The sequence below is a fragment of the Stenotrophomonas sp. YJH_SMC_19 genome (assembly GCF_059367915.1).
In genome coordinates this window covers 83,157-108,823 of sequence record NZ_JCAFRI010000006.1, presented here as the reverse complement: position 1 = coordinate 108,823, position 25,667 = coordinate 83,157, and the positions used below count along the sequence as shown (strand labels likewise).

23 protein-coding genes are annotated in these 25,667 nt (G+C 68.1%); 12 read left to right on the top strand and 11 right to left on the bottom strand.

Going from position 1 to position 25,667, the window contains the following annotated elements; all coding sequences use genetic code 11:
• Window positions 1–63 precede the first annotated feature (63 nt).
• Window positions 64–1,122, bottom strand: a complete 1,059-nt coding sequence (locus tag AC5P5R_RS09085) for a CDP-glycerol glycerophosphotransferase family protein (protein ID WP_012481363.1) — start codon at window positions 1,120–1,122, stop codon at window positions 64–66.
• On the opposite strand from AC5P5R_RS09085, the gene AC5P5R_RS09080 reads away from it, so the two are divergent.
• Both AC5P5R_RS09080 and AC5P5R_RS09075 read left to right on the top strand, forming a co-directional pair.
• Window positions 1,121–1,939, top strand: a complete 819-nt coding sequence (locus AC5P5R_RS09080) for a glycosyltransferase family 2 protein (RefSeq protein ID WP_012481364.1) — start codon at window positions 1,121–1,123, stop codon at window positions 1,937–1,939. The two genes, AC5P5R_RS09085 and AC5P5R_RS09080, sit on opposite strands and share 2 nt — an antisense overlap.
• A gap of 43 nt (window positions 1,940–1,982) precedes the next feature.
• A complete protein-coding gene (locus AC5P5R_RS09075; RefSeq protein ID WP_109336978.1) occupies window positions 1,983–3,104 on the top strand; it encodes a glycosyltransferase family 4 protein in 1,122 nt (373 codons plus the stop codon).
• Here the strand turns inward: AC5P5R_RS09075 and AC5P5R_RS09070 are convergent.
• From AC5P5R_RS09070 to def, 5 genes are all read right to left on the bottom strand, one after another.
• Entirely contained in the window at window positions 3,077–4,351 is a 1,275-nt protein-coding gene (locus AC5P5R_RS09070; protein WP_217279025.1) for an O-antigen ligase family protein, read from the bottom strand. The genes AC5P5R_RS09075 and AC5P5R_RS09070 overlap by 28 nt on opposite strands.
• Window positions 4,352–4,483: 132 nt before the next feature.
• On the bottom strand, window positions 4,484–6,205 hold the full coding sequence (locus AC5P5R_RS09065; protein ID WP_100438924.1) for an ArnT family glycosyltransferase: 1,722 nt from the start codon (window positions 6,203–6,205) through the stop codon (window positions 4,484–4,486).
• Between the two features lie 23 nt (window positions 6,206–6,228).
• Window positions 6,229–7,560 carry a 16S rRNA (cytosine(967)-C(5))-methyltransferase RsmB gene (rsmB, locus tag AC5P5R_RS09060; RefSeq protein WP_005411190.1) on the bottom strand — a complete coding sequence of 444 codons (1,332 nt, stop codon included), beginning with the start codon at window positions 7,558–7,560 and terminating at the stop codon, window positions 6,229–6,231.
• Between the two features lie 3 nt (window positions 7,561–7,563).
• Window positions 7,564–8,487, bottom strand: a complete 924-nt coding sequence (gene fmt / locus AC5P5R_RS09055) for a methionyl-tRNA formyltransferase (protein WP_043034575.1) — start codon at window positions 8,485–8,487, stop codon at window positions 7,564–7,566.
• A gap of 120 nt (window positions 8,488–8,607) precedes the next feature.
• Complete coding sequence (def, locus tag AC5P5R_RS09050) at window positions 8,608–9,120, bottom strand: peptide deformylase (protein ID WP_005411192.1); 513 nt, start codon at window positions 9,118–9,120, stop codon at window positions 8,608–8,610.
• A gap of 126 nt (window positions 9,121–9,246) precedes the next feature.
• Between def and AC5P5R_RS09045 the strand changes: the two genes are divergently transcribed.
• The 9 genes from AC5P5R_RS09045 (at window position 9,247) to AC5P5R_RS09005 (ending at window position 18,879) form a co-directional block, all read left to right on the top strand.
• Window positions 9,247–10,380, top strand: coding sequence for a LysM peptidoglycan-binding domain-containing protein (locus AC5P5R_RS09045; protein WP_005414604.1), 1,134 nt, complete (start codon window positions 9,247–9,249; stop codon window positions 10,378–10,380).
• A gap of 166 nt (window positions 10,381–10,546) precedes the next feature.
• Window positions 10,547–11,674 carry a DNA-processing protein DprA gene (gene dprA, locus AC5P5R_RS09040; RefSeq protein WP_100438925.1) on the top strand — a complete coding sequence of 376 codons (1,128 nt, stop codon included), beginning with the start codon at window positions 10,547–10,549 and terminating at the stop codon, window positions 11,672–11,674.
• 43 nt (window positions 11,675–11,717) lie between these two features.
• The gene (locus AC5P5R_RS09035; RefSeq protein ID WP_005411195.1) at window positions 11,718–12,191 is read left to right on the top strand and encodes a DUF494 family protein; all 474 of its coding nucleotides are present in this window, start codon (window positions 11,718–11,720) and stop codon (window positions 12,189–12,191) included.
• Window positions 12,192–12,230: 39 nt separating this feature from the next.
• On the top strand, window positions 12,231–12,989 hold the full coding sequence (locus AC5P5R_RS09030) for a pilin (RefSeq protein ID WP_005414606.1): 759 nt from the start codon (window positions 12,231–12,233) through the stop codon (window positions 12,987–12,989).
• Window positions 12,990–13,038: 49 nt separating this feature from the next.
• Window positions 13,039–13,971 carry an RDD family protein gene (locus tag AC5P5R_RS09025; RefSeq protein WP_100438926.1) on the top strand — a complete coding sequence of 311 codons (933 nt, stop codon included), beginning with the start codon at window positions 13,039–13,041 and terminating at the stop codon, window positions 13,969–13,971.
• A gap of 193 nt (window positions 13,972–14,164) precedes the next feature.
• Window positions 14,165–16,657 carry a DNA topoisomerase I gene (locus AC5P5R_RS09020; protein WP_005411198.1) on the top strand — a complete coding sequence of 831 codons (2,493 nt, stop codon included), beginning with the start codon at window positions 14,165–14,167 and terminating at the stop codon, window positions 16,655–16,657.
• A 129-nt stretch (window positions 16,658–16,786) separates the two neighbouring features.
• Complete coding sequence (tsaC, locus tag AC5P5R_RS09015; protein ID WP_005411199.1) at window positions 16,787–17,377, top strand: L-threonylcarbamoyladenylate synthase type 1 TsaC; 591 nt, start codon at window positions 16,787–16,789, stop codon at window positions 17,375–17,377.
• A 43-nt stretch (window positions 17,378–17,420) separates the two neighbouring features.
• Window positions 17,421–18,110, top strand: a complete 690-nt coding sequence (locus AC5P5R_RS09010; RefSeq protein WP_100438927.1) for a DUF4124 domain-containing protein — start codon at window positions 17,421–17,423, stop codon at window positions 18,108–18,110.
• A gap of 22 nt (window positions 18,111–18,132) precedes the next feature.
• Window positions 18,133–18,879, top strand: coding sequence for a hypothetical protein (locus tag AC5P5R_RS09005; RefSeq protein WP_005411201.1), 747 nt, complete (start codon window positions 18,133–18,135; stop codon window positions 18,877–18,879).
• A gap of 94 nt (window positions 18,880–18,973) precedes the next feature.
• Here the strand turns inward: AC5P5R_RS09005 and AC5P5R_RS09000 are convergent, their stop codons facing one another.
• Window positions 18,974–19,750, bottom strand: coding sequence for an SDR family oxidoreductase (locus tag AC5P5R_RS09000; protein WP_005411202.1), 777 nt, complete (start codon window positions 19,748–19,750; stop codon window positions 18,974–18,976).
• A gap of 111 nt (window positions 19,751–19,861) precedes the next feature.
• On the opposite strand from AC5P5R_RS09000, the gene AC5P5R_RS08995 reads away from it, so the two are divergent.
• Window positions 19,862–20,074: a hypothetical protein gene (locus AC5P5R_RS08995; protein ID WP_099484468.1), complete on the top strand. Its 213-nt coding sequence runs from the start codon at window positions 19,862–19,864 to the stop codon at window positions 20,072–20,074.
• Between the two features lie 98 nt (window positions 20,075–20,172).
• On the opposite strand, the gene sppA is transcribed toward AC5P5R_RS08995, so the two are convergent.
• From sppA to AC5P5R_RS08975, 4 genes are all read right to left on the bottom strand, one after another.
• A complete protein-coding gene (gene sppA / locus AC5P5R_RS08990; protein ID WP_005411204.1) occupies window positions 20,173–22,095 on the bottom strand; it encodes a signal peptide peptidase SppA in 1,923 nt (640 codons plus the stop codon).
• Between the two features lie 115 nt (window positions 22,096–22,210).
• On the bottom strand, window positions 22,211–23,575 hold the full coding sequence (locus tag AC5P5R_RS08985; RefSeq protein ID WP_014038646.1) for an MATE family efflux transporter: 1,365 nt from the start codon (window positions 23,573–23,575) through the stop codon (window positions 22,211–22,213).
• Between the two features lie 282 nt (window positions 23,576–23,857).
• Complete coding sequence (locus AC5P5R_RS08980; protein WP_043034569.1) at window positions 23,858–24,442, bottom strand: DUF3106 domain-containing protein; 585 nt, start codon at window positions 24,440–24,442, stop codon at window positions 23,858–23,860.
• Window positions 24,435–25,439 (bottom strand): hypothetical protein, encoded by a 1,005-nt coding sequence (locus AC5P5R_RS08975; protein WP_049460254.1) that lies wholly within the window; start codon window positions 25,437–25,439, stop codon window positions 24,435–24,437. Before AC5P5R_RS08975 ends, AC5P5R_RS08980 begins: the two co-directional genes overlap by 8 nt.
• Window positions 25,440–25,667: the final 228 nt, after the last annotated feature.

Genomic DNA, 25,667 nt, shown 5'->3' with positions numbered 1-25,667 from the left:
ACTGCACATCCCCCGGTTTGCCGGCCAGCGGCCGGCACTACCGCGAGCAGGGTCAGCGAGGCATCATCGCTGCGAGGGGCCCCAATAGCCCAGGTCCCTTCGGATCTGCAGATCGCGCACCCAGCTGCCGAGAGGCTTGCGGCGCAGCGCACCCATTTCACCGGACAGGAAATCCTCGGTGGCCGCGATTACCCGCTCGCTGGACAGGCCGTCGCGGTACGGATGGATGGCATCGGCGTAACGCACGATTTCCGCCTGCAGCGCGGCGTCCGGATGCAGCGCGCGCTGCAGCATCGCCGGCAGCTGTGCCGGGTCGTCGAAATCAATCATGTGCGGCTTCGGCACGCGGTTGCGGAAGGTCACCACCGGCTTGTGCTGGACGATGAACTCCGAAACGATCGACGAGGTGTCCGACACCAGCACATCGGCGGCGCGCTGCGCGGCCATCACCTGCTCCGGCTCGATGAAGCGGGCATTGGCACCGGCCAGCGCGCGGTAGCGCTCGAACAGTTCCGGCGGACATTTGGGATGCAGGGTCAGCAGCCAGTAACGTCCACCGGCAGCGATATCGGCGGCGATCTGCGCATGCAGGTGCGGTGCCGCACTCAGCCGCTCGGTGAAGGTGGAACCAAACAGGATCACCGGGCGATCGCCGGCCGGCGCGCGCAGTGCGGCGCTCTCGCCACCGTCATCGCGGAACAACGGGTCCAGCTTAGGCCAGCCGGTCTCGGCCACCGCGAAGTGGCCCTGCTGGGCCGCGATCTCGCGGAACGGTGTCGTGGTGGCCGGCCCCTGCGTGCAGTACAGGTCGAACATGCCGCGCACCCGGAAGTGGCCGCGCGCGCTGTCGCGCTTTTCCACGTTGAAGCCATGGAACAGCTGCACCTTGGCCCCCGAAAGGAAGGTCGGCACCCAGTTGGCCGCGCTGAACACCGCCCGCGGGCGCATTGCCAGGGCCTGCTTCAGGCCGACGTTGGCCACCCCCGGCAGGCTGCTGCCGGCCGCGCCGCCTTCGAACCAGGCCGCAACCTCCTGCCCGGACGCGTGCAACGCCTGCGCCAACGGGGCGAGAATAGGCAGCGCATAGCGCTCCGTCGCAAACAACAGGTACCCGGCCATCATGTCCTCCACGACCGCTCCCATCGAACGGCCTCGCATCTCGGCGTGCATTATCGCGTTCAACGAGGCCGGGCGCATCGGCGACTGCCTGGCCTCGCTGGCCTTCTGCGATGAGATCGTGGTGGTGGACTCGCAGTCCACCGATGCGACCGTGGCCATCGCCGAGGCTGCCGGTGCCCGCGTGCTGCAGCGTCGGTTCGAGGGCTTCCGCAGCCAGAAGGCGTTCTGCGTCGAGCAGGCCAGCCACGACTGGGTACTGTGCCTGGATGCCGACGAGCGCATCAGCCCCGAGCTGCGTGCGGCCATCGAACAGGCCCGTGACGGCGGCTTCGCCGGCCACGCCGGCTACCGCTTCGCCCGCCTGTCTGAGTACTTTGGCAGGTTCCTGCGCCACGGCAATGCCTACCCGGACCGGGTGATGCGCCTGTTCGACCGCCGCCAGGGCGGCTGGCGCGGCAAGCGCGAGATCCACGAGGCGGCCAGCGTCGACGGCAGCGTCGGCACCCTGCGCGGCGATCTCATCCACTATCCCTATCGATCGTTGCAGCAGCAGCTGGCCAAGACCGAGAAGTATGCGCGGATGATGGCCGAGCACGAGTTCGCGCGTGGCAAGCGCGCCACGCTGGGCAAGCTGGTGCTGGCGCCGGCCTGGCGGTTCTGGCGTGGCTTCCTGTTCCGCGGCGGCTTCCGCGACGGATGGCACGGCCTGGTCTATGCCTATGTGCGTGCCAACTACGTACGGCAGAAGACCATCATGCTGTGGATGCTGGGCAACGGCCAGGCGGTGGCCGATCCTCCAGCCCCTGAGGAACGGCCCTGAGCCGGCTGTGTCACACTTGCCGCGCGTTGCCTGAAGATCCCCCATGAAAATCCTGTACACCAACTTCCACTATGGCGACGGTGGCGGCCACACCACGTACATCGTGTCCCTGGCGCGCGCCCTGCATGGCCAGCACACGGTCCATGTCGCAGCCCCCGCCGACAGCCGCCTGCTGCGCACGGTGGCCGAGGAAGGAATCGCCACCCCGCTGCCGATGGCCTTTGGCAGCGGCCTGCCGACCTTGCCACGACAACTGGCCGAACAGCATGCGCTGCGCCGGCTGGTGCGGGACGAGGGCATCGACCTGGTTCACGTCAACGGTGCTCGTGATCACCGCTTCGTGATGCAGGGACTGCTCGGCATGCGCCGCCCGCCGATCATCCTGACCAAGCACAACAGCAAGCCCACCCGTACGCTTGGCAATGCCTTCAGGGCCCGCTGGGCCACCGACCGCGTGATTGCGGTTTCGGCACACACCGGGCGCCTGCTGGAGCAGGGCCCGTACCGGCGCTGCCCGATCGATGTGGTCCGCAACGGCGTCGACCTGGACCGCTTCGCGCCGCTGCCGGTCGACGCCGGCCAGGCAATGCGGCAGCAATGGACGCAGGATCCGGATGCGCTGCTGCTGGTCAGCAACGCCGGCACCGATGACTACAAGGGCTGGATCGACCTTGCGCAGGCCATTGCCCTGCTCCCCGACGCGATCCGGCCGCACGTACACATGGCGGTCGCAGGTCACCTGCCCAACGCGCAGCAACGCGCGCAGGTGCAGGCCCTCGGCGATGTCGCCGCGCAGGTCCACTTCACCGGACTGCTGGCCGATACGCGCCCACTGATCGCCGCCGGCGATGTCGGCTTCGTGCTGTCCAACGACATCGAGACAATTTCCTTCGCCTGCCGCGAAATGATGGCCAGCGCCAGGCCGATGCTGGTCAGCGACTACGCGGGGCTGCCGGAAAACATCGAGCAGGGAGTCGACGGCTGGGTCGTGCCCACCCGCAACGTGGCCGCCATCGCCGCACAGGTGCAGGCGATGTATGAACAACGCCAGGCGCTGCCGGCGATGGGCATGGCCGCCCGCCGCCATGCAGAGCGTGAGTTCGGCCTGCAGACCTTCGCCGGGGCGACCCTGGCCAGCTACGAAGCGGTGCTGGCCTCAGCCTGATCTGACCGGCGCGGCTCGGACAGGGCCAGCAGCAGGGCAACCCAGGCGGCATAGAACGAGGCGGTCCGCATGTCACGCAGCATCATTTCGGTAACCCCGAAGACGGCGAATGCCACGCAGATGCTCAACCCTGCCGCGGCATGCAACCGCGACCGTTCGTCGCCACGCCACAGGCGTGGCACGAACACCAGCGCCGGGGCCACGTACACCAGCACCAGGCCAAGTCCCCCCAGCACGCCGTAGGTGGCCAGGAAATACAGCAGGTCGTTGTGGGTCTCGCCGAAATCACGCGCGACCATCGCCGACACCTTTCCCTGTCCGGCAAGTCGTTCCAGTTCCTGGCGGAAGCGGTCGCCGCCACCGACACCGAACACCGGCTGCTCGCGGATCATGTAGCCAGCCGCGGTCCACAACTGAAGGCGGATGCAGACCGAGGTATCTGTCAGGTGGTCGGCACTGCAATCGCCATACTCGCTCACGCCCGCATCGATGCGATCGCGCAACGCACCATCATGGGTGGCGACGATGCCGACGCCGGCCGCGAGTACCAGGCCCAGCAGGATCTTCATCCGGCCAAGCCGGCGCCCCATCACCAGCAGGCCGATCAGCAGGAAGCAGGGAATCGCCAGCAGGCCACCGCGGGTCTGCGTCCACAGGAATGCGACCAGGCCAAGGATGCCGGTCAGCAGCTTCAGCGTGGCTTCGATGCGGGTGAAACGGGTCACCGGCAGGCCCAGCGACATCAGGCTCAGCACACCGAACAACAGGGTCAGGTCGCCGTAGGTCACCGCATTGAACTGCTGGGTGGCAGGCCGCACGCCGGTCTCCAGCGCCAACCAGCCAATGATGGCTGCTGCCGACCACACCGCGGGCAGGGTGCCAAGCATCGCCCGCGCAAGGATCCTGCGCGGCACCCGCAGCGCGGCGAACAGGATCAGCAGCATCGACAACAGGCGTGCGGCCTTTTCGACCTCCGATCCCTTCCAGATGCCATGCACGCCCAGGCTGATCAGCACGCCGACCAGCATCACGCCCATGCCGATGCCCATCCACGCATAGCGCCGGGCGGAACCGGGCAGCAGGCGCGGAGCGGCCGAGGGCACCAGCAGCAGGACGATCGACAGCAGGATCGCCAGGTAGAACCCCGCGCTGCCGCCCTCCATGGTGATCATCAGCAGCGTCGGCAACGCCCCCAGCACCACGGCGTAGGCGCCGGCCAGGAAGCCCGTCGTGCGGGAAGTAGGCAAGGAAAGCGGAGTCACGTGGTGCGGTCGGCAGGTCGATGGCGATAGACCGGCACGGTGCCGGGAGCGGCCCTCATTCTAGGACAGAGCAGGCCGCTGGTTGACGCAGACTGGCCATGTCCGTCGCTCATTCGTTCAGTCCGCATCCGGTGGCCCCTGCAGCCGGTACTCGCGCTCGAGCTCCTTCAGGTCAGGCACGCAGGCCCCGGACACCGCCCCGGCGGGAACCAGCCACCAGCGACGGCGGTTGGATATGCCGGCCATCTGCGCCTGCGAACGATCAATGCACTCCTGCATGGCATCGTCATTCACCAGCAACCAGCGATGCCGGGGGGACAAGCGCTGCCAGCGCACGGCCGCCTGCAGCTGTTCATGCCAGCGGTTCTCGAATCCAAAGGTCGCCGCGCGGCGGTCCGCCATCAGCAGATTCTGTTCCTTCCAGGCCACCAGCCCCAGTTCCGCGCCGGGCCCGAGACGCGCGCCGACGTCACGCATCAGACCACGCGCAGAGCTTGAATCATTCAGCAACGGGTAGCCGAACAGGCCGTAAAGCAACCAGGCCACGGCCAGGGTCGATAGCAGCGCCAGGTGGCTTCGACGCCAGCCGGTCACCACCAGGCTCAAGCCACCCCAGAGCCCCATCGCCAGGATCGTCCACGCCAATGCATCGGTCGCGCCCGGCGGCAATCCGCGTCCATGGGCAAGGTTCACCTCGAAGCGCGGATCACCCAGCAACGCGAGCGCCCCGACCAGGCTCAATCCCAGTGCCAGCAACGCGGCAAACCCTCCCAGCACGCGCTGCACATCGCGCCGCTTCAGCAGCCCGGGCAGCAGCGGCGCCAGCGCCAGGCAGAACATCGGCAGCGCCGGCAGGATGTAGACATCGCGCTTGCCCTGGGGAATCGAGAAGAACAGCACGACCAGCAACCACCAGGCCAGCGGCAGCAGGTAGCGAGGGTCACGTCGGCGCAGGCGCCTGCGCCATGCGGGAATCGCCCATGGCAGCACCAGGAACGCCGGGATCCACATCGACGGCATCACGCCGAAAAAGTACCACCACGGCTGGTGATGGTCCCAGGACTGCGTGTAGCGGCGGGCCGTCTGCCGCACCAGGATGTCGTTGATGTAGGCGCGGTACTCGTCCGACCCGGTGCCCAGCGCGGCCAGCAGCATCGGCGCCAGCCACAGCGATACCGCCAGCAGGAAGGCCAGCGGTGCCAGCCAGAAGCGGCCATCGCGCGCGTGCAGGGAAACACGGGGCCACTGCAGGGCTGCAGCGATGGCCGCCGGCACGATCATCAGCAGCGCCAGCATGCCCACGCCCTTGGTGATCACCCCGATACCGGCAAAGAACCAGCCCAGCCACCACCAGCGCCAGGCCGGGCCCAGCAGCAGGTGGCGCAGCAGGCCATAGTTGGCCAGGGTGATGAACAGCACCAGCAGCGGATCGATCTGCGCCTTCTTCGCCTGGAAGGTGAACTGCAGCGCGAACAGCAGTGCCCACCCCGCGCAGAGCCCGACCTGCCGCGTCCACAGCCGGCGCCCCAGATCGACCACGCACCACAGCGTGCCCAATGCGGCCAGCAGCGAGGGCAGCAGGAAGGCCACGCGCCAGTGGCCAACCAGGCCATACAGCGAGGCCTGCCACCACATCAGCATCGGCGGCTTGTCCGAATACAGCTCGGTACCGCGATGCGGGAACAACCAGTAACCGCTGTCGACCATCTGCCTGGCCACCAGCGCGAAGCGTGGTTCGTCAGAGGGCCACGGATCGCGGAGACCGAGCCCGGCCCCCAGCACCAGCAGGGCCACCACCACGAACAACCACGTCTGGCGCGACGCGTGGGTCTTCAGCATGGGACTCGAAACGGCAGCGGGGGTCAGGCTGCTTTTATCAGACGCGCGTAGAAGAAACCGTCAGCATCGTTGTCACCAGGCAGTCGCTGGCGTGCCACGCCTTCGCAATCCACGCCGAACGCATCGCCCAGCGGCTGCGCCACCGCGTCCGGATGCCACTTCAGGAACGCACGCACCTGATCGATGTTCTCGGCGCGCAGGATCGAACAGGTGGCGTACAGCAGCACGCCGCCCGGGCGCAGCATCGACCAGCAGGCTTCCAGCAGGCGCGCCTGCACGCCCACCAGTGCATCGACGTCCTCGGCGCGACGGTGGAACATCACATCCGGCTGGCGGCGGATCACGCCCGTGGCCGAACATGGCGCATCCAGCAGGATCGCGTCGAACGGCACGCCGTCCCACCACGAACCGGGATCGCTGGCATCGGCGACCAGGGTCTGCGCATGCTCGCCCACACCGGTGCGGGTGTAAGTGTCACGTGCCCGGGCCAGACGGCGCGCGTCGATATCCAGCGCCAGCAGGCGCAGGCTCGGGTCACGCTCCAGCAGATGCGCCGATTTGCCGCCCGGTGCCGCGCAGGCATCCAGCACGCGGGCACCGGTCGCGGGTGCCAACGCATCGGCCGCGCATTGCGCCGACAGGTCCTGCACCGACAGTGCACCATCGCCGAAGCCCGGCAGCTGGTTCACGGCAACGGAGGTCGCCAGGCGCAACGCATCGGCGCACAGTGCAGTGGCTTCAGCGGCAATGCCGGCCTCGGCCAGCGTCGCCAGGGCCTTGTCGCGACCGCCGTGCTGGCGGTTGGCACGCAGCCACAAGGGCGCGGGTTGCAGGCTGGCGCTGAAGATCGCTTCGGCCTGCGCCGGCCAGTCGCGCTCGATCGCATCAGCCAACCATTCCGGGAAGGCGTCGCGCGCAGGCTGTTCGGGGAACCCCTCGCGCTGGGCGCGGCGCAGGATCGCGTTGACCAGGCCTGCCTGGCGCTCACGGCCCAGCGCGCGCGCCGCATCGACCGTAGCCGAAAGCGCTGCGTGCGCAGGCAGTTCGAGCACGTCCAGCTGGGCGAAACCGACCATCAGCAGCGTGCGCAGGTCGGCATCGCGCGCCGACAGCGGCTTCTGCATCCAGGCCTGCAAGGCAGCGTCATAGGTGCTGCGACGGCGCAGCACAGCGAAACACAGGGCTTCCAGCAGCGCGCGGTCGCGGCTGTCGGCCAGCTTCGGCAGCGCCCAGGCCAGTTCGGCCTTCAGCGAACGGCCACGGGTGAACACCTGTGCCAGCACGCGTGCGGCCAGCATGCGCGTGGCCGCGCCCGGTGCCGCCTTGGCGACGGAGAAATCGTTCTGCTTGGACACCGCTTATGCCCCCACGCGCAGGTCGCGGCGAGCGTTGAGGTAATCGGCAGCGGTGATCGCCTTGCCGCCTTCACGCTGCAGCACGCGCAGGCGCAGCGCGCCCTGGCCACAGGCAATGTCGATGCCGTCGCGGCCGGCGGCCAGCACGGTGCCCGGCGCCTGGCCGTGGCCTGCCTCCAGTGCCACCGCGCCATGGATGCGCACGCGTTCGCCAGCCAGCGTTGCCTCGGCGATCGGCCACGGATTGAACGCGCGCACGGTACGCGCCAGCGCGTCGGCGTCCTGCGCCCAGTCCAGCCTGGCTTCGGCCTTGTCCAGCTTGTGCGCGTACGTCACGCCCTGTTCCGGCTGCGGTCGCGCGATCGGCTTGATGCCCGCGCGCAGCAGGCCCAGGCCATCGGACAACACCTGGGCACCAAGCTCGGCCAGCTTGTCGTGCAGCTGGCCGCCGGTATCGGTGGCGGCGATCGGCAGCTCCTGGTGCAGCAGCACCGGGCCGGTATCCAGGCCAGCCTCCATCTGCATCAGGCACACCCCGGTCTTCGCGTCACCAGCCTGGATCGCACGCTGGATCGGCGCAGCGCCGCGCCAGCGCGGCAGCAGCGAGGCATGCACGTTCCAGCAACCATGGGTCGGGATGGCCAGTACTGCCTTGGGCAGGATCAGGCCATAGGCCACCACCACCATCAGGTCCGGCTGCAGGTCGCGCAACTGCTGCTGGGCGGCCGCGTCCTTCAGCGACTCCGGCTGGTAGACCGGAATGCCACGGGCCACGGCTTCGAGCTTGACCGGCGAAGGCGCCAGGCCACGGCCTCGGCCGGCCGGGCGATCAGGCTGGGTATAGACGGCCACGACCTCATGGTGGCGCGCAGCCGCGCGCAGCGACGACACCGCGAATTCCGGCGTACCGGCAAAGACAATCCTCATGGCTACCCCACTTGCAGGATGGATTCGTGCAGGAAAGAAAACGGCGCCGTCGGCCGGCGCCGTAGAGCCCGCGCGAGCCGCGCAGGCACGGGCCACCCGAAGGGTGGCCCGGATTGGCGATCACGCCACGTGCTTGCGCTGCTTGGCCAGCTTCTTGCGCACCATCTCGCGCTTGAGCGGCGACAGATAGTCGATGAACAGCTTGCCGTCCAGGTGATCCATCTCGTGCTGGATGCAGGTGGCCAGCACGTCACCAGCCTCCATCTGCTGTTCCTGGCCGTTGCGGTCCAGGTACTTCACGGTGATGGTGTCGGCACGGGTCACGTCGGCGAAGATGCCCGGAACCGACAGGCAGCCCTCCTGGTACACCCGGCCCCCGTCCTTGGCGACGATTTCCGGATTGATGAACACATGCGGTTCATTCTTTTCTTCGCTGACGTCGATGACCATGAAGCGCTTGTGCACGTCCACCTGGGTGGCGGCCAGGCCGATGCCCGGGGCGTCGTACATGGTCAGGAACATGTTGTCGATCAGTTCCTGGAAGGCCGGCGTGGTGACTTCGGCAGCTTCGATCAACGCGGCCTTGGTACGCAGGCGCGGATCGGGGAACTCGAGAATGGGGAGAAGGGCCATGGCTGTTTCCGGATAGGGGGCCGGCACGCCGGCATACGTCGCAGATTCTAGCTCCAACGCTTGCCTTGCGCCCCGGTTTCTGGACTATAGTGCGCGGACCTGTTGGGGAATCAGGGCTTCACACCTATGTTGCTTCGTTTTCGTACGGTCGTCGCCGCGGCGATGCTGACCGTGGCTGCCTATGCTACCGCCGTGGAAGTGAATGGCGGGCACCCGGACACCTATGTGGTCCGAAAAGGGGATACGTTGTGGGATATCGCCGCACGTTTCCTGCAGAAGCCGTGGCTGTGGCCGGAGATCTGGCAGGCCAATCCGCAGATCGCCAATCCGCACCTGATCTATCCCGGTGACGTCCTGAGCCTGGCCTACCTGGACCGGGTGACCGTGGCGGCCCGGCCCGGCCCGCGCCAGGAGGCCCCGATCGACGCCATTCCGCTGGCCCAGGTCGAGCCGTTCCTGAAGCAGCTGAGCGTGGTCGACAGCATCGAGCAGCTGCCCTACGTGGCCGGCCTGGAAGAGGAACGCCTGCGCGCCACCAGCGGCCACGCCGTCTATGTGCGCCTGGCCGACGCCCAGGTGGGCCAGCGCTGGGCGGTTGTCCGCCCGACCGTGCGCTACGCCCAGCCCAAGCCGACCGAGGACCTGACCGCCAACGGCGACGTCACCCCGGGCAGCGGCAACCTGTGGCGCGCCTACAGCGCACCCAACCACCGCCGCGGCGTGCTCGGCTATGAGCTGGCCCAGGTCGCCACCGGCACCATCACCCATGTCGCCGGAGGCAAGGTCGAGGCGTCCACCCTGGTACTGGACAAGAACGAAGGCGGCCGCGAGGTGCGTGCCGGCGACCGCCTGGTGCCGATCGAGGCCAGGCCGTACGACCTGCAGTTCGTGCCCCATGTCCCCGCCGCAGGCGTCGAGGGCGTCGACGTACGCGTGCTGGCCGTCACCGACATGTTCACCGCCGGCGGCCCCCGCGACGTGATCGCGATCTCGGCTGGTCGCACGCAGGGCGTGGACAATGGAACCGTGTTCTCGCTGTGGCGCCCGGGCCGCCATGTGGCGCACCGCATGAAGTACCCGAACTCGTCGCGCACGGACGATTCGCTCAGCACCGGCGCCGGCCGGGTCTCGCTGCCGGACGAGTACGCGGCGCATGCCATGGTGTTCCGCACCTTCGACAATGTCAGCTACGCGCTGGTGATGCAGGGCGTGAAGCCGGTGCGCGTGGGGTACAACGCGCTGCACCCGGACGCGCGGTAGAGTCGACTGTTGGTCGACTGCTCTTCACCGCCCCCCGAAAGCGCCCGCGCTGCGCGCGGTAGTCGACTGACAGTCGACTCTACAGGGGCGGTCTCCGGCAAAACCTGACAGCCACATGCGAAGGCGCCCTAGGGCGCCTTTGTTGCATGCGCTCGATAGTGGGGGAATGACCAAGCAAGCTGATGAGGCGCTGCTGCGCCTGGTGATGGCAGGCGGCGCGCTGGCGCCACGGCGGACCCTGCTGCAGGCCGCGGGCAGCGCGGAGACCGCGATCGCGCAGGGCGCCGCGACCTGGCGCGCGCACGGTTGCACGCCAGAGCAGTGCGCTGCACTGGAACGCCCCGACGCCCGCGCCTGGACCGTGGCGCGGCACTGGCTGGAAGACGACGACCACCATCTGCTGTCCTTTGCCGATGCGGCCTTTCCGCCGCCCCTGCTGGACGTCCCGAACCCGCCACTGGCGCTGTTCGTGGCGGGCGATCCGAGCCTGGCCTGGCGCCCCTCGGTGGCGCTGGTCGGCAGCCGCTCGCCAACCCCGGGAGGACGCGCGCTGGCCGCGCGCTTTGCCGGCTGCTTCGTCGAGGCCGGACTGGCCGTAACCAGTGGCCTGGCGGCCGGCATCGACGCGGCCGCCCACCTGGCCACACTGGAGGCAGGCGGCTGCACCGTGGCGGTGATCGGAACCGGCCCTGATCGGGCCTATCCGGCCAGCCACCAACGGTTGCAGGGGCGGATCGCCGCCGAGGGCGCGGTGCTCAGCGAGTACCTGCCCGGCACACCGGCACGCCCGGGCCACTTCCCCGCGCGCAACCGCCTGGTGGCCGGGCTGGCGCTGGCGACGGTGGTGGTCGAGGCCGCGCAACGCTCCGGCGCCCTGATCACCGCACGGCTGGCTGCCGAGGCGGGCCGTGAAGTCTGTGCCCTGCCCGGCTCGGTACTCAACCCACGCGCAGCGGGCTGCCACCGGCTGATCCGTGAAGGGGCCGCACTGGTCGAGCGCCCCGAGGAAGTGCTGGAACTGCTGGCCCCCGCCCTTCGCCAGCAGCTGCCGGGCTTGCAATCACGGCTGGGCACCCCCACTGAACAGGCACCGCCGGCGCTCCTGCCGGCGCGCTGGGCCGACGACCCTGACTACCAGTGCTTGTGGCGGGCCCTGGACCACGACCCAAGCAGTATGGATTCACTGATCACACGCTGTGGATTGACGGCGCCCCAGGTGTCCTCCATGCTGCTGGCCATGGAACTGGCGGGAATCGTGGTGTGCGTACACGGCCGCTACTGTCGAACTCCCTAGTTTCTTCACCTCCACAGCGTCGCGCGACGCAGGCCGAGGGGCAATGAAAGAGAGCATCCTGGACGTACTGCTGTACCTGTTTGAACACTATTTCAGCGAAGACGCGGACCTGATCCGTGACCGCGATTCGCTCCAGAACGGCCTGATCCAGGCCGGTTTCAGCCCAACCGAGATCAACAAGGCGTTCGACTGGCTCGACGCCCTGGCCGCGCAGCGGCCGAGCGTGGCCCAGGCACGGGTCGACGGCCCCGTGCGCGTCTACCACGGCCCCGAGCTGGACAAGCTGGACGTGGAATGCCGCGGCTTCCTGCTGTACCTGGAACAGCACGGCATCCTCGACGCCGACCAGCGCGAACTGGTGCTGGACCGGGCGATGGCTCTGGACCAGGACGAACTGGACCTGGACGACCTGAAATGGGTCGTACTGATGGTGCTGTTCAACCAGCCTGGCTCCGAAGCGGCCTATGCCTGGATGGAGACGCAGATGTTCATGGACGAGCCAGAACCCCTGCACTGACCGTACACTTGGGGGCATAGCGCATTCAGGAGCGTCCCCGTGAGCGAGTGGTTCCATGCAGAAGGCAACCGGCAGCAAGGTCCGCTGCCGGCGGAACAATTGGTCGAGCTGTTCCGCAACAACCAGATCACCCTGGACACCTTGGTGTGGCGCGACGGACTGCCGCAATGGCAGCCGTTGCGCACCGTCGTGGACGAACTCGGCCTGATCGTGCCGGCGCTGGACGCCGCCGTACCGCCGGTCGAACCCGAACCGGAACCGGAACCCGTCGCACCGCCTCCGCCGCAGCCGCCGGTACTGCCGGCGTCCACGCCCTACGCCGCCAGTGCATCGGCCACCGTCCTGCCGGCACCGAAAAAGAAGCTGTCCGGCTGTGCGCTGACCGCCATCATCGGTGGTGCCCTGTTGCTGGTACTGGTCCCGATCGTGGCCATCCTGGCCGCCATCGCGCTGCCGGCCTACAACGACTACACCGTGCGCAGCAAAGTCGCCGGCGCCGTGGCCGCGCTGCAGCCGCTGAAGGACCAGGTGCAGCATTTCGCCGATGACGAAGGGCGCTGCCCGGGTGCCAATGACGCCGGCTTCCCGGCCCCGGGCGACTTCGCCAACGCGGGCCTGTCGGCGGTGAACATCGGCCGCTTCAACAACGGTCACTGCGGCATCGAAGCAACGCTGGCGGTACCAGGCAAGGGCATCGACGGCGACCTGCTGTGGCTGGAATACGATCGCGACAGCGGCCGGTGGGAATGCAGTGGCGAAAGCAACGACAAGTACCTGCCGCCGACGTGCCGCGGCTGAGCCACGCGCACGCCAGCACCTCCAAGGATGATTCAACAGGGAACATGCAATGACTGAGTGGTACTACGCCGAAGGACAGCAACGCCAGGGCCCGCTGCCGGTCCAGGAGATCCGCCAGCGCTTCCAGCGCGGCCAGTTGAACCTGGACACCCTGGTCTGGCGCGAGGGCATGACCCAGTGGGCTGCACTGCGCCAGGTGGTCGACGAGCTCGGCCTGCAGACGCTGGCCGATGCCACCACTGCCACCAGCAGCGGCGGGTTCGACCTGCGCAGCGACTATGCCGCCATCGACAGCGGTACCGCACCGCTGCCCGGCACCGGCGCGCTCAGCAGCTCGCCATACAGCGCTCCAGCCGCCGTCGGCAGCGGTGGCCACGCACAACCTGTGGTGGGCGGTGAAGTGGTCTACGCAGGCTTCTGGAAGCGCGTGGCGGCCTACATGATCGACTACTTCGTGCTGGTCATCCCCGGCAGCATCATCGGGGCCATCCTCGGTGCGATCCTGGGCGCCAGCATGGGCGCGGTGGGCAGTGGCGAATCGGCCATTGAGATCGTGGCCCAGCTGGCCAGCGCCCTGATCAACCTCTGCATCGGCATGGCGTACTACACCTGGTTCCATGCCTCGAAGGGCGGCGCCACGCTGGGCAAGATGGCGGTCGGCATCAAGGTCGTCCGCGGCAACGGCGAGCGCCTGACCAAGGCCCGCGCGTTCGGTCGTTACTGGGCCATGCTGCTGAGCAGCTTCACCCTCGGCATCGGCTTCCTGATGGCGGCCTTCACCGAGCGCAAGCAGGGCCTGCACGACATGATCTGCGACACTCTGGTGGTCGACCGCTGGGCCTACACCGACCAGCCCCACCTGCAGCGCCGCGAGCTGGGCACCGTCACCGTGCTGGTACTGGTGTTGACCGCAGTACTGTCGCTGGTGGGCCTGGCGCTGCTGGTGTTCGCGGTCGGCTTCATCGCCAAGATGGCCTCCTGAACGGCCATCCTCACGGCTGGCTGCTTGACACGGGCTGGCCGGGCGTGATTCCTCTAATAAGGTGAAACCTGAACGCCCGGCACATTACCGGGCGTTCAGTTTATGGATTTGCGCGTGGCCGCTTCACTAATGCGGCCATTTGCTCCACCCTAGCGGCCCCTTCCCCACGGTTCGCCCCACAGACCCTGCTGCCATGCCCAAGCACCTGCTCATCGTCGAATCGCCGGCCAAGGCCAAGACGATCAACAAATACCTCGGCAAGGACTACACCGTCCTGGCCTCGTATGGGCATGTGCGTGACCTGATTCCGAAGGAAGGCGCGGTCGACCCGGACAACGGGTTCGCCATGCACTATGACGTGATCGACAAGAACGAGAAGCACGTCGATGCGATCGCCAAGGCCGCCAAGGGCGCCGACGACATCCTGCTGGCGACCGACCCGGATCGCGAGGGTGAAGCGATCAGCTGGCATATCGCCGAGATCCTGAAGGAACGCGGGCTGGTCAAGGACAAGCCGATGCAGCGCGTGGTGTTCACCGAGATCACCCCGCGCGCCATCAAGGAAGCCATCAGCCAGCCGCGCGCGATCGCCAGCGACCTGGTCGATGCCCAGCAGGCGCGCCGCGCGCTGGATTACCTGGTCGGGTTCAACCTGTCGCCGGTGCTGTGGCGCAAGGTCCAGCGCGGCCTGTCCGCCGGCCGCGTGCAGAGCCCGGCGCTGCGCATGATCGTCGAGCGCGAGGAAGAGATCGAAGCCTTCATCGCCCGCGAGTACTGGTCGATCGCCGCCGAGTGCGCGCACCCGTCGCAGCACTTCAACGCCAAGCTGATCAAGCTGGACGGGCAGAAGTTCGAGCAGTTCACCATCACCGATGGCGACACCGCTGAAGCGGCGCGGATGCGCATCCAGCAGGCCGCGCAGGGCTCGCTGCACGTCACCGACGTGGCCAGCAAGGAGCGCAAGCGCCGCCCGGCGCCGCCGTTCACCACCTCCACCCTGCAGCAGGAAGCCTCGCGCAAGCTCGGCTTCACCACCCGCAAGACCATGCAGGTGGCGCAGAAGCTGTATGAAGGCGTGGCGATTGGTGACGAAGGCACCGTCGGCCTGATCTCGTACATGCGTACCGACTCGGTGAACCTGTCGCAGGATGCGCTGGCCGAGATCCGCGACGTGATCGCCCGTGATTACGGCATCGCCTCGCTGCCCGACCAGCCCAACACCTACCAGACCAAGTCGAAGAACGCCCAGGAGGCGCACGAAGCGGTGCGCCCGACCTCGGCCCTGCGCACCCCGGCCCAGGTCGCCCGCTTCCTCACCGACGACGAGCGCCGCCTGTACGAACTGATCTGGAAGCGTGCAGTGGCCTGCCAGATGATTCCGGCCACGCTCAACACGGTCAGCGTCGACCTGTCGGCCGGCAGCGAACACGTGTTCCGCGCCAGCGGCACCACCGTGGTCGTGCCCGGCTTCCTGGCCGTGTACGAGGAAGGCAAGGACAACAAGAGTGCCGAGGACGAGGACGAAGGCCGCAAGCTGCCGGCGATGAAGCCCGGCGACCGCGTGCCGCTGGAACGCATCCAGGCCGAACAGCATTTCACCCAGCCGCCACCGCGCTACACCGAAGCGGCGCTGGTGAAGGCGCTGGAAGAGTACGGCATCGGCCGTCCCTCGACCTACGCCTCGATCATCCAGACCCTGTTGTTCCGCAAGTACGTGGAAATGGAAGGGCGCAGCTTCCGCCCGTCCGATGTGGGCCGCGCGGTGTCCAAGTTCCTGTCCAGCCACTTCACCCAGTACGTGGATTACGACTTCACCGCCAAGCTTGAAGACGAGCTCGATGCCGTCTCGCGTGGCGAAGAAGACTGGATCCCGCTGATGTCGCGCTTCTGGGAACCGTTCAAGGAACTGGTCGAAGACAAGAAGGAATCGGTCGACCGCGCCGAGGCCAGTGGCGCGCGCGAGCTCGGCACCGACCCCAAGACCGGCAAGCCGGTCAGCGTGCGGTTGGGCCGTTTCGGGCCCTATGCCGCCATCGGCAGCACCGCCGAAGATGCCGAGGAGAAGCCGAAGTTCGCTTCGCTGCGCCCTGGCCAGTCGATGCACACCATTTCCCTGGAAGACGCGCTGGAGCTGTTCCTGATGCCGCGCGCACTGGGCGAGGACAACGGCGAGCCGGTCAGCGTCGGCATCGGCCGCTTCGGCCCGTTCGCCAAGCGCGGCAGCACCTATGCCTCGCTGAAGAAGGAGGACGACCCGTACACCATCGACCTGGCGCGCGCCGTGTTCCTGATCGAAGAGAAGGAAGAGATCGCGCGCAACCGGATCATCAAGGAGTTCGAGGGCAGCGACATCCAGGTGTTGAACGGCCGCTTCGGCCCGTACATCAGCGACGGCAGGATGAACGGCAAGATCCCCAAGGATCGCGAACCGGCGTCGCTGACCCTGGCTGAAGTGCAGCAGTTGATGGAAGAAACCGGCAAGCCGGTGCGCAAGGGCTTCGGTGCCAAGAAGGCCGCTGCGAAGAAAGCCCCGGCCAAGAAGGCGGCAGTGAAGAAGGAAGCGGCGCCGAAGAAGGCCGCTGCAAAGAAAGCGCCTGCCAAGAAGGCCGCGGCCAAGAAAGCAGTAAAGAAGGCCGCCGCGAAGAAGGCCCCGGCGAAGAAGGCCGTCAAGAAGGCCGCGAAGTAACTCCACGCCATACGTGGATGAGGGGTAGTGCCGGCCGCTGGCCGGCAGCCCCAGAAGCATCAGATGCCGGCCAGCGGCCGGCACTACCGGGTGCCAGGGTCCACCCCTTCTGCACGCATCAGGGGGATAATGAAGGCCCACGCCGGGCCGGTCGCCGCCATGAAAGAACTCACCCTGGACTCTGCTGTCGCCACGCTCCGCGCGGGCGGCGTGATCGCCTACCCGACCGAAGCGGTCTGGGGCCTGGGCTGTGACCCTTCGCACGAGGCGGCGGTGCACATGGTGCTGCGACTGAAACAGCGCCCTATCGAAAAAGGCATGATTCTGGTCGCGGCCGATCTGGCGCAGCTGGAAGGCTGGGTGCGCCTGCAGGCCCTGCCGGACGCACGCCAGCGCGCGGTGCTGGCCAGCTGGCCCGGCGCCAACACCTGGATCCTGCCGGCGGGACCCCGTGCCCAGCCGTGGGTCACCGGGGAGCACAGCGGCATCGCCGTGCGCATCAGCGCCCACCCGCTGGTGGCCGAACTCTGCCGTGCCTGGGGAGGCCCGCTGGTCTCCACCAGCGCCAACCTGGCCGGCGAACCACCGGCGCGCCGCCGCGAAGAACTGGATCCACGCCTGCTGCGCCTGCTTGATGGCATCCTGGATGGCGAAACCGGCGGCCTGGCCCAGCCCACCCCGATCCGCGACGCGCTCAGCGGCAACGTGCTGCGCTCCTGAGCGGCCGATTGCGCTGCCCCTGACAATCGCGCACCCTGCCGTCATGAACCTGCTGCGCACCGCTTTGGGCCTGTGCCTGCTGCTGCCATCGACGGCACCGGCAGCCGAGGATGTGCGGGTCTACCGCTGCGTCGCCAGCAACGGCGCCGTGGCCCTGCAGGACACGCCCTGCAACAGTGGCCGCCAGGAAGTCCGCGACCTGCAGCGCCCGCGCGATCCAGCGCCGCGGGTGGTGCGCAGCGATGCGGCCCCCGCACCGCCGGACGAATCTCCGGCGATGCGTGACCGCGAGGTCCGCCACGTCTACATCCAGCCGCCCCAGCCGCTGTACGAATGCGTGCGCGACGATGGCCAGCGCTATACCAGCGACAGCAACGAGGGCAATCCGCGTTGGGTGCCGTTGTGGACCAGCGTCTGGCTGCCACACGGGCATCGGGGCCCATCGTACCCGGGTCCACGCCCGGCCATCGGCACACCGATCGGTCCGCCCGTCGGCGAGGGTGCAAGTTACCGGCCGCCCACCGTCGGCGTAGGCGTGCAGGTCCCGGCCGGCAGCGTGCTGGTGCGCGACAGCTGCCACGCGCTGCCGCCACAGGAGGTCTGTGCGCGCCTGCGCGACCGCCGCTGGGAACTGGACCGTCGCTACAACAGCGCATTGCAGAGCGAGCGCACCGCCATCAACAACGAACAGCGTGGCATCGACGCGCGCCTGTCACGCGACTGCCAGCGTTGAGCGCAGCCTGTACGCTGTGAGCATGAACAGACTGATCTGGTTGCTTCTGGCACTGCTGCCCGGAAGCGCATTGGCCGAAGAGGGCGTGATCTACCGCTGTACCTCCAGCAGTAGTGACGTCCCTACCCTGCAGCGCACGCCGTGCCCCACCGGCAGCAAGCAGCAGGTGCTGCGCGTGCCCGGCCCGGCCAACCCGCAGCCGGCTGCCGCTGCACCTGTGGCTGCGGAACCTGCACCCGCCCCCGTCGAAACACCCGCGCCGGTGCCGGCCGGACCGGCCGTTGCCCCTGCGGCCCCAGCGAAACCACGACGCGCGGACGAAGGACGCACCATCATGGAAGCGGGAATGGTTGAACGCGAAGGTGCCAACCAGATTCTCGACAGTGCGACCCTGCGCCGTGATGCCGATGCCCGTGCCGAAGCAGGCAACGGTCCACCGAAGCCGCCGCTTCCCCCGATCTTCCAGTGCACCGACGGACAGGGCGGTGGTTATCTGCACGAGTACGAGGCATCACCTGGTCGCTGCGAACCGATGACGGTGCAGGGCCTGGGCGGGGTCACGCCGATGAACGCGGCCGGCTGCGAAGTCGTACGCGACCGCTGCGAGGAACTTCCCGAAGCACAGCGATGCGGCAGCTGGCAGCAGCGCTTCCGTGATGCCCGCGGCCGTGAACGCTTCGCCGCACCGGAAAACCGCGATACCGCGCGCGGTGAACGCGAGCGGCTGCAGGCGGTGTTGGAGGCCAGCAACTGCCCGGTACCGGGGTGACCGCCACCCGGTAGTGCCGGCCGCTGGCCGGCAACCACAGGATCTTCAGATGATTGCAGTTGCCGGCCAGCAGCCGGCACTACCCGCTGAAAGATCAGAACCCGTAACGCAGGAAGCCGCCATCCACCGCGATGCACTCACCGGTGACATAGCTGGCTGCCGGCAGGCACAGGAAGCCCACCGCGGCGGCCACTTCCTCCGGCTCGCCGATACGACGCATCGGCGTGCGGTTGATCACTTCCTCGTAGTAATCCGGGTCCGACAACGGACCGGAGGTCCGCCGCGTGCGGATGTACCACGGCGCCACTGCATTGACCCGGATGCCATCCTCGGCCCACTCGACGGCCAGGTTGCGGGTCATCTGGTGCATCGCGGCCTTGCTCATGCCGTAGACCACGCCGCTGCGCACATGGGTCAGGCCGGACACGCTGCCGACGTTGACGATCGACGACGATGCGTGGCGAGCCAGCAGCGGATGCGCGTAGCGCGACAGCTCGAACGCCGAGAACAGGTTGGTCTCGAAGATCTTCCGCCATTCGTCCTCTGAATACTCCGTGGCCGCCTTGGTGACGTTGCCGCCAGCGTTGTTGACCAGGATGTGCAGGCCATCACTGTGGTCTTCCACCCAGTCCAGGATCTGCCGGCGGTCCTCGTCGTCGGAGACATCGGCGGCCAGCGCGTGCACCTGCATCTGCGGATACACATCCAGCAGCTCGTCGCGCGCGGTCTCCAGCATGTCGATATCGCGCCCGACGATCATCAGGTCCGCGCCGAAGCCGGCCAGTTCGTGCGCGATGGCCAGGCCGATACCGGCGCTGGCACCGGTGATCAGGGCGGTCTGCCCGTCCAGGCGCCACCGTTGCTGGGTCATGTTTCCTCCGGGGCCGCGCCCGCTGCATTTCGATGCGGCAAGGATACGCGCTCACGGCGGCCCTCTGCCGAGGATGCGACACTGCACGTACGCCCACTGCGGAGAGCCGCCATGCGCATCCTGACCCTGTTCTCGTCCCTGCTGGCCGGCGTGCTGCTGGTGGCCTGCCAGCGGCCGCCGACGCCGGACCCGGAGAAGCCACCGGTGCCCAAAGCGATGTCGCGTGCGATGCAGGAACCGCTGGACCGCGCCAAGGGCGCGCAGAAAGCGGTGGAAGAGGCCGCCGCACGCGAACGCAAGGCCGAGGCCGACGCGACGCAGTGACCTGTGGGGTCAGAGCCCTTTGCGGGGCAAAGGGATCCGACCCCACCAACGAAAACGCCCGGCCAGGGCCGGGCGTTTTCATTCGTCACCGCTGCCGATCAGAACCCGCAGAAGCAGTAGGCCAGCGCCTTCACCGGCGTGCCGTTGCCCTTCTCGCGCGCCGCGTTCTCGACAAAGCGCAGCTGCGTATCCACTTCCGGCATCGTGCGCGCCAGCACCATCCGCGCCATGCCCGAGTCGGACAGCATCCAGGCGCCGGCGCGGCTGCCGGCGAAACCGCTGACGAACTGCGCGAACGGCGTCGCCGCCTTCTCGATGTAGCGCACGCGGTAGGCATCAGCCTTGCCCAGCTTGGCACGGCTGGCGGCATCGGCCACGGCATCCTTCAGGCCACCGAAGGCATCGACCAGGCCACGTTCCTTGGCCTGCGCACCGCTCCACACGCGGCCACGCGCCACTTCGTCGACGGCCTCGACCGGCTTCTTGCGGGCGTCGGCGACGCGACCGGTGAAGTCGGCGTAACCCTTGTTGATCACCGACTGGATGACCTGGCCCACGGCCGGATCCATCGGGCGGGTGACATCGAACGCACCCGCGAAACGGGTGGTGCCGACACCATCGGTGTGCACGCCGATCTTGTCCAGCGCGCGGCTGAAGTTCGGCACCATGCCGAAGATGCCGATCGAACCGGTGATGGTCGACGGATCGGCATAGATGCGATCGGCATTCATGCTGATCCAGTAGCCACCGGAGGCGGCCAGGTCGCCCATCGACACCACCACCGGCTTGCCGGCGGCCTGCAGGGCCACCACTTCGCGGCGGATCTGCTCGGAGGCGAACACTTCACCGCCCGGCGAATCCACGCGCAGCACCACCGCCTTCACGTTCTCGTCGTCACGCGCGGCACGCAGCAGCGCCGAGGTCGATTCGCCACCGATGCGGCCGGCCGGGAGATCGCCGCCGCTGATTTCGCCGGCGGCCACAACCACCGCTACCTGCGGACGGTTGTCCACCGGGTTGCGGCGCGCATCGAGCTGGCCCAGGTAGGTGCCGAAGTCGACGTTGCGGAAACCACCGTCGGCATCGTCGTCGGCCACGCCGCGCTCGATCATCAGATCCTCGAACTCCTCGCGGGTCTTCAGCGCGGTCACCAGCTTCTGCTGCAGGGCGAACTTGGCCAGGTCGCCACCGGCGGCAGCGATGCCTTCCGGCAGCGTGTCGATGCCGGCGGCCAGCTGTGCCGGGTCCAGGCGACGCGCCTTGGCGATGTCCGCCAGATAGCGCTGCCACACGTCGTTCATCCAGAACAGGTCGGCTTCCTTGGAGGCCGGCGAGGCCGCATCGAGCACGTACGGCTCGGCCGCGGACTTGTACTCGCCCACCTTGAACAGGTGCACGTCCACGCCCAGCTTGTCCTGCAGGCCGGTGCGGAAGTACTGGCGGTAGCGGCCCAGGCCCTCGAGCACCACCGACCCCATCGGATCCAGGTAGACCTCGTCGGCCTGTGCGGCCAGCAGGTACTGCGACTGGCCCATGCTCTCGCTGTAGGCCACCAGCTGCTTGCCGGAGGCACGCAGGTCCTGCAGCGCGGTGGCCACTTCACGCAGCGAAGCGAAGCCGGACGGCTGCAGCTTGTCCAGCTCCAGCACCACGCGCTCGATCTTCTTGTCTTCCTTGGCCGACTCGATCACCCGCAGCAGGTCGCGCAGCTGGATCTCTTCGGCGCCGTTGTCGCCCACCGCCTTGGCCAGTGCACGGCTGACCGGGTCGGCGCTGAACTGCTCGACCAGGCGACCTTCCGGGGCGATCACCAGGGTGGTGCGATCCTGCAGTGACTTGCTGGCACCGGCACCCATGCCCGCCGCGATGACGAACATCACCAGCAGCAGGAACAGCAGGCCGAAGAACAGCAGGTTGAGGATCAACCGGCGGGTGAAGTTCATGACGTCCCACAGCCCGATGAAGAAACTGGCGACGGGGTTGCGACGCGCCGGGGGCAGCGGGGGCACGGGTTGATTCATGGAACGCTCCGGATGGCTTCTTGCCGTGGTACCAGCATAGCCGGTGCCGCGTGATGCAGCATCGGACACAAGTCAGGGGATCGCCCGCCATGGGTCGGCATGGCGGGCGCAAAGGTCAGGACAACATCGACTGGCCGATGCGCAGGCTGCTGCGGCGCAGGCGCCAGCCCATCAGGATGGCAGCGGCGGTCAGGCCAACGATCAGGCCGATCCACATGCCCTGCGGGCCCATGCCCAGGCCCAGGCCGAGCCCGGCGCCGAGCGGCATGCCCAGGCCCCAGTACGCGAACATGGCGATGAACATCGGCACGCGGGTGTCTTTCAGGCCGCGCAGCGCGCCGGCCGACAGTACCTGGATGCCATCCGGGAACTGGAAGGTGGCCGCGTACAGCAGCAGCGTCGAGGCCAGGCCGGCCACCGCCAGGTCGTTGGTGTAGACACCGACGATGGCATCGTGGCCGAACAGCAGCACCGCCGCCGACAGCGTCTGCGTGCCCATGATGATCGCGTAGCCGGCCCAGGCCGCACGCCGTACGCCGAAGCCATCGCCACGGCCAACCGCATGGCCGACGCGCACGGTGGTGGCCTCGGCCACGCCCATCGGGATCATGAAGCACAGCTGCGCCACGTTGATCGCGATCTGGTGCGCGGCCGCTTCATTCGCACCCAGACGGCCGATCAGCAGCGCGGTGACGATGAACAGGCCGCCTTCCATCAGCACGGTAATGCCGATCGGCAGGCCGGTGCGCAGCAGCTCCCAGATTGCCTTCCAGCGCGGCCCCTCGAAGTGCGAGAACAGCTGCAGGTGGGCGAAGCGCTTGGTGAACCACAGGTAGGTGGCGAACGCGATGGCCTGCAGCCACATCATCACTGCCGAGGCGATGCCGAGGCCCTCGGCGCCCATTTCCGGGAAGCCGAGCTTGCCGTTGGCCAGCACGTAGCCCATCGGTGCCAGCACCAGCAGGCCGCCGAAGCCGAGCAGCATGGTCGGCAGCGTCCAGTGCATGCCCTCGCTGAGGTAGCGCATGCAGAAGTACAGGGTCAACGCCGGGCCACCCCAGCGCACCGCATGCAGGAACGCGGTGGCACCCGGCACGATGTCCGGCGCGATGCCGAAGGCCGGCAGCAGCGGCGGCACCACGGTGAGGAAGGTGAACATGATCAGGCCCAGGCCCAGCGCCAGCCACAGTGCCTGGCGGAACAGCGGGCCGATCTCGCGCTCGCGGCCGGCGCCATGCAGCTGCGACACCGAGGCGGTAAGCGAGATCAGGGTGCCGATCGGGATCAGCATCGGCAGCCACAGCAGCGCCGTGCCGATGGTCACCGCAGCCAGGGTCGCGGTGGCGTGGTGGCCGGCAATCACGTTGTCGACGAAGGAGATCAGACCGGTGGACACATGCCCGAGCACAAGCGGCAGGGCGAGCAGACCGGTGGCGCCGACTTCCTTGCTGAAGCGCGGCGTGGAGGTTGCAGTAGACATAAGGTGCTTGACGCGAACTACGGTTGCGCGCGAAGGGCACAGGCACCGGGTTGCGGCCGGTCATCTTACGCGCGCAGCGCGCGCATTCCCATGACATGGCGTGAATGCTGGGTTCCGGCAGGCCGCGGCATCACGCGTTGCGATCGCGTTACCGGGAAAACCGCCCGCCCTGTAGAGTCGACTGTCAGTCGACTTCCGCGCGCAGCGCGGGTTTTTCGCGGATCAGTATGAAGAGCAGTCGACCAACAGTCGACGCTACCCCTGGACGCTACGCCTTCCGGTTTACTGACCCGCCTGGCGCTTGAGCCAGGCGTCGCGCTCGGCGGCGGGCACGGCGAGGAACGCGCCTCGCACCGTGTCACGCTCCTGCGGTGGCGTGCGCTGCGCGACCAGGGTCAGCTGGGCCAGCTGCGCCGGGCTGAGCTGGCGCAGCACGGCCAGCGCGGCCTCGCGCTGTTCCGGTGGCACGAAGCCGAACAGGCCGTGCAGCTTGGGGAACTCCAGTCCCAGCTGCGGGCCCAGCCGCCAGCCCTCGCGGAAGGCCTGGTCCTGCGCCTGGAACTGCTCGCGCAGGCGCTGCTGCTGGTCCGCCGGCAGCGCATTGAACCGCGCCGCAGCCTGCCGGATGCGCTCCCGCTCGCTCTCCGGCAGGGCGCGCCAGGCCGCGTAGTCGGCACGGCGCTGACGCTGCTGCTGGGCGTCGAGCTGGGTGAACGCAGCGGGCGTCGTGTTTGTGGTGGCCGGAGCGGGAGCCGCCGGTGAACTGCCCGGCACTGGCGGCGGCAGCGGCACGCTCAAGGTCTGCGGCGCGGCGGACAGCGACAACGGCAGGGCCAGCAGCAGGCTGGCGAGCAGGGTCTTATTCATCGGCGGCAGCGGTTTCCAGCGTGGCGCTGGCGGGCTCGGGCCGGCTCGGCCTGGATTGCGATTCGTCCACCGGCAACGGGCCGCCGGCGGCGGTCCAGGCATACAGATCGGCATCGGCCACCAGCGGATAGTCGCGGTCGGCCAGCATCATGGCGTCGTCGGAGGCTTGGGCCGGGGTCGCATCCGGCGTGGCATTGACCTTGCTCGGCGGAAGAGCTTCCACCGTGACCGGGCCAGCTTCGCCCACTACCCCTTCCGGCAGTGGAGCGTCGCTACCGGATGAATGTCCTTGCCAGTAGCGCCAGCCCAGTGCCGCGGCCAACAGCACCGCGACCGTCACCAGCAGGATCACCGGGCCGCGCCAGCGCGGCCTGGCATTGGGACGCCGCCGCTTGCCCTGGGCGGCCGCACGATCATCGCGCTGCGGTGCGCGCCAGCCGGTCGCGGGAGCTTCATTGCTGGCGGCCGGCGCAGCCGGCTGCTGAAGCTGCTGCAGGCGCTTGGCCGGCAGGTCGCGGATGCGCAGCTGCACCTGTTCGGCCAGCTGGCGCCATGCCGACGCATCGGGCTGGCCGTGCGCATCACGGGGGCAGGCATCGGCCAGCAGGTGCTGGTAGCCCGCTTCGTCCTGGTCGAGCACGCGCATGGCGATACCCTCGTCCAGACTGCCGCCCACCCGCAGCAGGAGTGCCAAGCGCGGCAGCGGCCCCATTTCGCCCAGCGCGGCCAACGGCGGCAGCCACTGGCCGCCCACCGGCTCGCGCAGCGCCTGGCGCTGGCCCAGCAGGGTCCAGAAGCGGATCGGCCACTGCGCCATCGGCAGGTCGCTGGCGACCGCGGCGAAGGCGCGCATCACCGCCACCAGGGTCTGCTCGGCTCGCGCGGCATCGCCGCACTGCAGCTCAGCCACCACCAGGGCACGGCGCTCGACGCCGCGCAGGAACGCCGACAGCGCGCCGGCCGCGGTCGAGGAAACAGGGGCGGGCACAGCCGTCATCGGTCACTCCAAAGGTCTGCCGGCATGATAGCGGCAGCCCATCGGCACCCGTAGGACTTGCGCGCGCAGGCACTTCGTGCTGCAGGTTGTGCACAGCACCACGCCCGCCTCGGGGAAAACTGCGGCATCCAGCTGAATTCACTCTGTTTCAGCAATGTTTCACACTCAAGTTGTTGATTTTGAATGACTTTGAAGTGTGGCGATTTTTTGACCAACCCAAGCGTGAGC

Excerpts from the sequence above, each read along its gene's own strand:
- AC5P5R_RS09080 (WP_012481364.1), top strand. The coding sequence starts at position 1,121 with ATGTCCTCCACGACCGCTCCCATCGAACGGCCTCGCATCTCGGCGTGC.
- AC5P5R_RS09085 (WP_012481363.1), bottom strand. The coding sequence starts at position 1,122 with ATGATGGCCGGGTACCTGTTGTTTGCGACGGAGCGCTATGCGCTGCCT.
- AC5P5R_RS09075 (WP_109336978.1), top strand. The coding sequence starts at position 1,983 with ATGAAAATCCTGTACACCAACTTCCACTATGGCGACGGTGGCGGCCAC.
- AC5P5R_RS09065 (WP_100438924.1), bottom strand. The coding sequence starts at position 6,205 with ATGCTGAAGACCCACGCGTCGCGCCAGACGTGGTTGTTCGTGGTGGTG.
- fmt (WP_043034575.1), bottom strand. The coding sequence starts at position 8,487 with ATGAGGATTGTCTTTGCCGGTACGCCGGAATTCGCGGTGTCGTCGCTG.
- def (WP_005411192.1), bottom strand. The coding sequence starts at position 9,120 with ATGGCCCTTCTCCCCATTCTCGAGTTCCCCGATCCGCGCCTGCGTACC.
- AC5P5R_RS09045 (WP_005414604.1), top strand. The coding sequence starts at position 9,247 with ATGTTGCTTCGTTTTCGTACGGTCGTCGCCGCGGCGATGCTGACCGTG.
- dprA (WP_100438925.1), top strand. The coding sequence starts at position 10,547 with ATGACCAAGCAAGCTGATGAGGCGCTGCTGCGCCTGGTGATGGCAGGC.
- AC5P5R_RS09035 (WP_005411195.1), top strand. The coding sequence starts at position 11,718 with ATGAAAGAGAGCATCCTGGACGTACTGCTGTACCTGTTTGAACACTAT.
- AC5P5R_RS09025 (WP_100438926.1), top strand. The coding sequence starts at position 13,039 with ATGACTGAGTGGTACTACGCCGAAGGACAGCAACGCCAGGGCCCGCTG.
- AC5P5R_RS09020 (WP_005411198.1), top strand. The coding sequence starts at position 14,165 with ATGCCCAAGCACCTGCTCATCGTCGAATCGCCGGCCAAGGCCAAGACG.
- tsaC (WP_005411199.1), top strand. The coding sequence starts at position 16,787 with ATGAAGGCCCACGCCGGGCCGGTCGCCGCCATGAAAGAACTCACCCTG.
- AC5P5R_RS09010 (WP_100438927.1), top strand. The coding sequence starts at position 17,421 with ATGAACCTGCTGCGCACCGCTTTGGGCCTGTGCCTGCTGCTGCCATCG.
- AC5P5R_RS09005 (WP_005411201.1), top strand. The coding sequence starts at position 18,133 with ATGAACAGACTGATCTGGTTGCTTCTGGCACTGCTGCCCGGAAGCGCA.
- AC5P5R_RS09000 (WP_005411202.1), bottom strand. The coding sequence starts at position 19,750 with ATGACCCAGCAACGGTGGCGCCTGGACGGGCAGACCGCCCTGATCACC.
- AC5P5R_RS08995 (WP_099484468.1), top strand. The coding sequence starts at position 19,862 with ATGCGCATCCTGACCCTGTTCTCGTCCCTGCTGGCCGGCGTGCTGCTG.
- sppA (WP_005411204.1), bottom strand. The coding sequence starts at position 22,095 with ATGAATCAACCCGTGCCCCCGCTGCCCCCGGCGCGTCGCAACCCCGTC.
- AC5P5R_RS08985 (WP_014038646.1), bottom strand. The coding sequence starts at position 23,575 with ATGTCTACTGCAACCTCCACGCCGCGCTTCAGCAAGGAAGTCGGCGCC.
- AC5P5R_RS08980 (WP_043034569.1), bottom strand. The coding sequence starts at position 24,442 with ATGAATAAGACCCTGCTCGCCAGCCTGCTGCTGGCCCTGCCGTTGTCG.
- AC5P5R_RS08975 (WP_049460254.1), bottom strand. The coding sequence starts at position 25,439 with ATGACGGCTGTGCCCGCCCCTGTTTCCTCGACCGCGGCCGGCGCGCTG.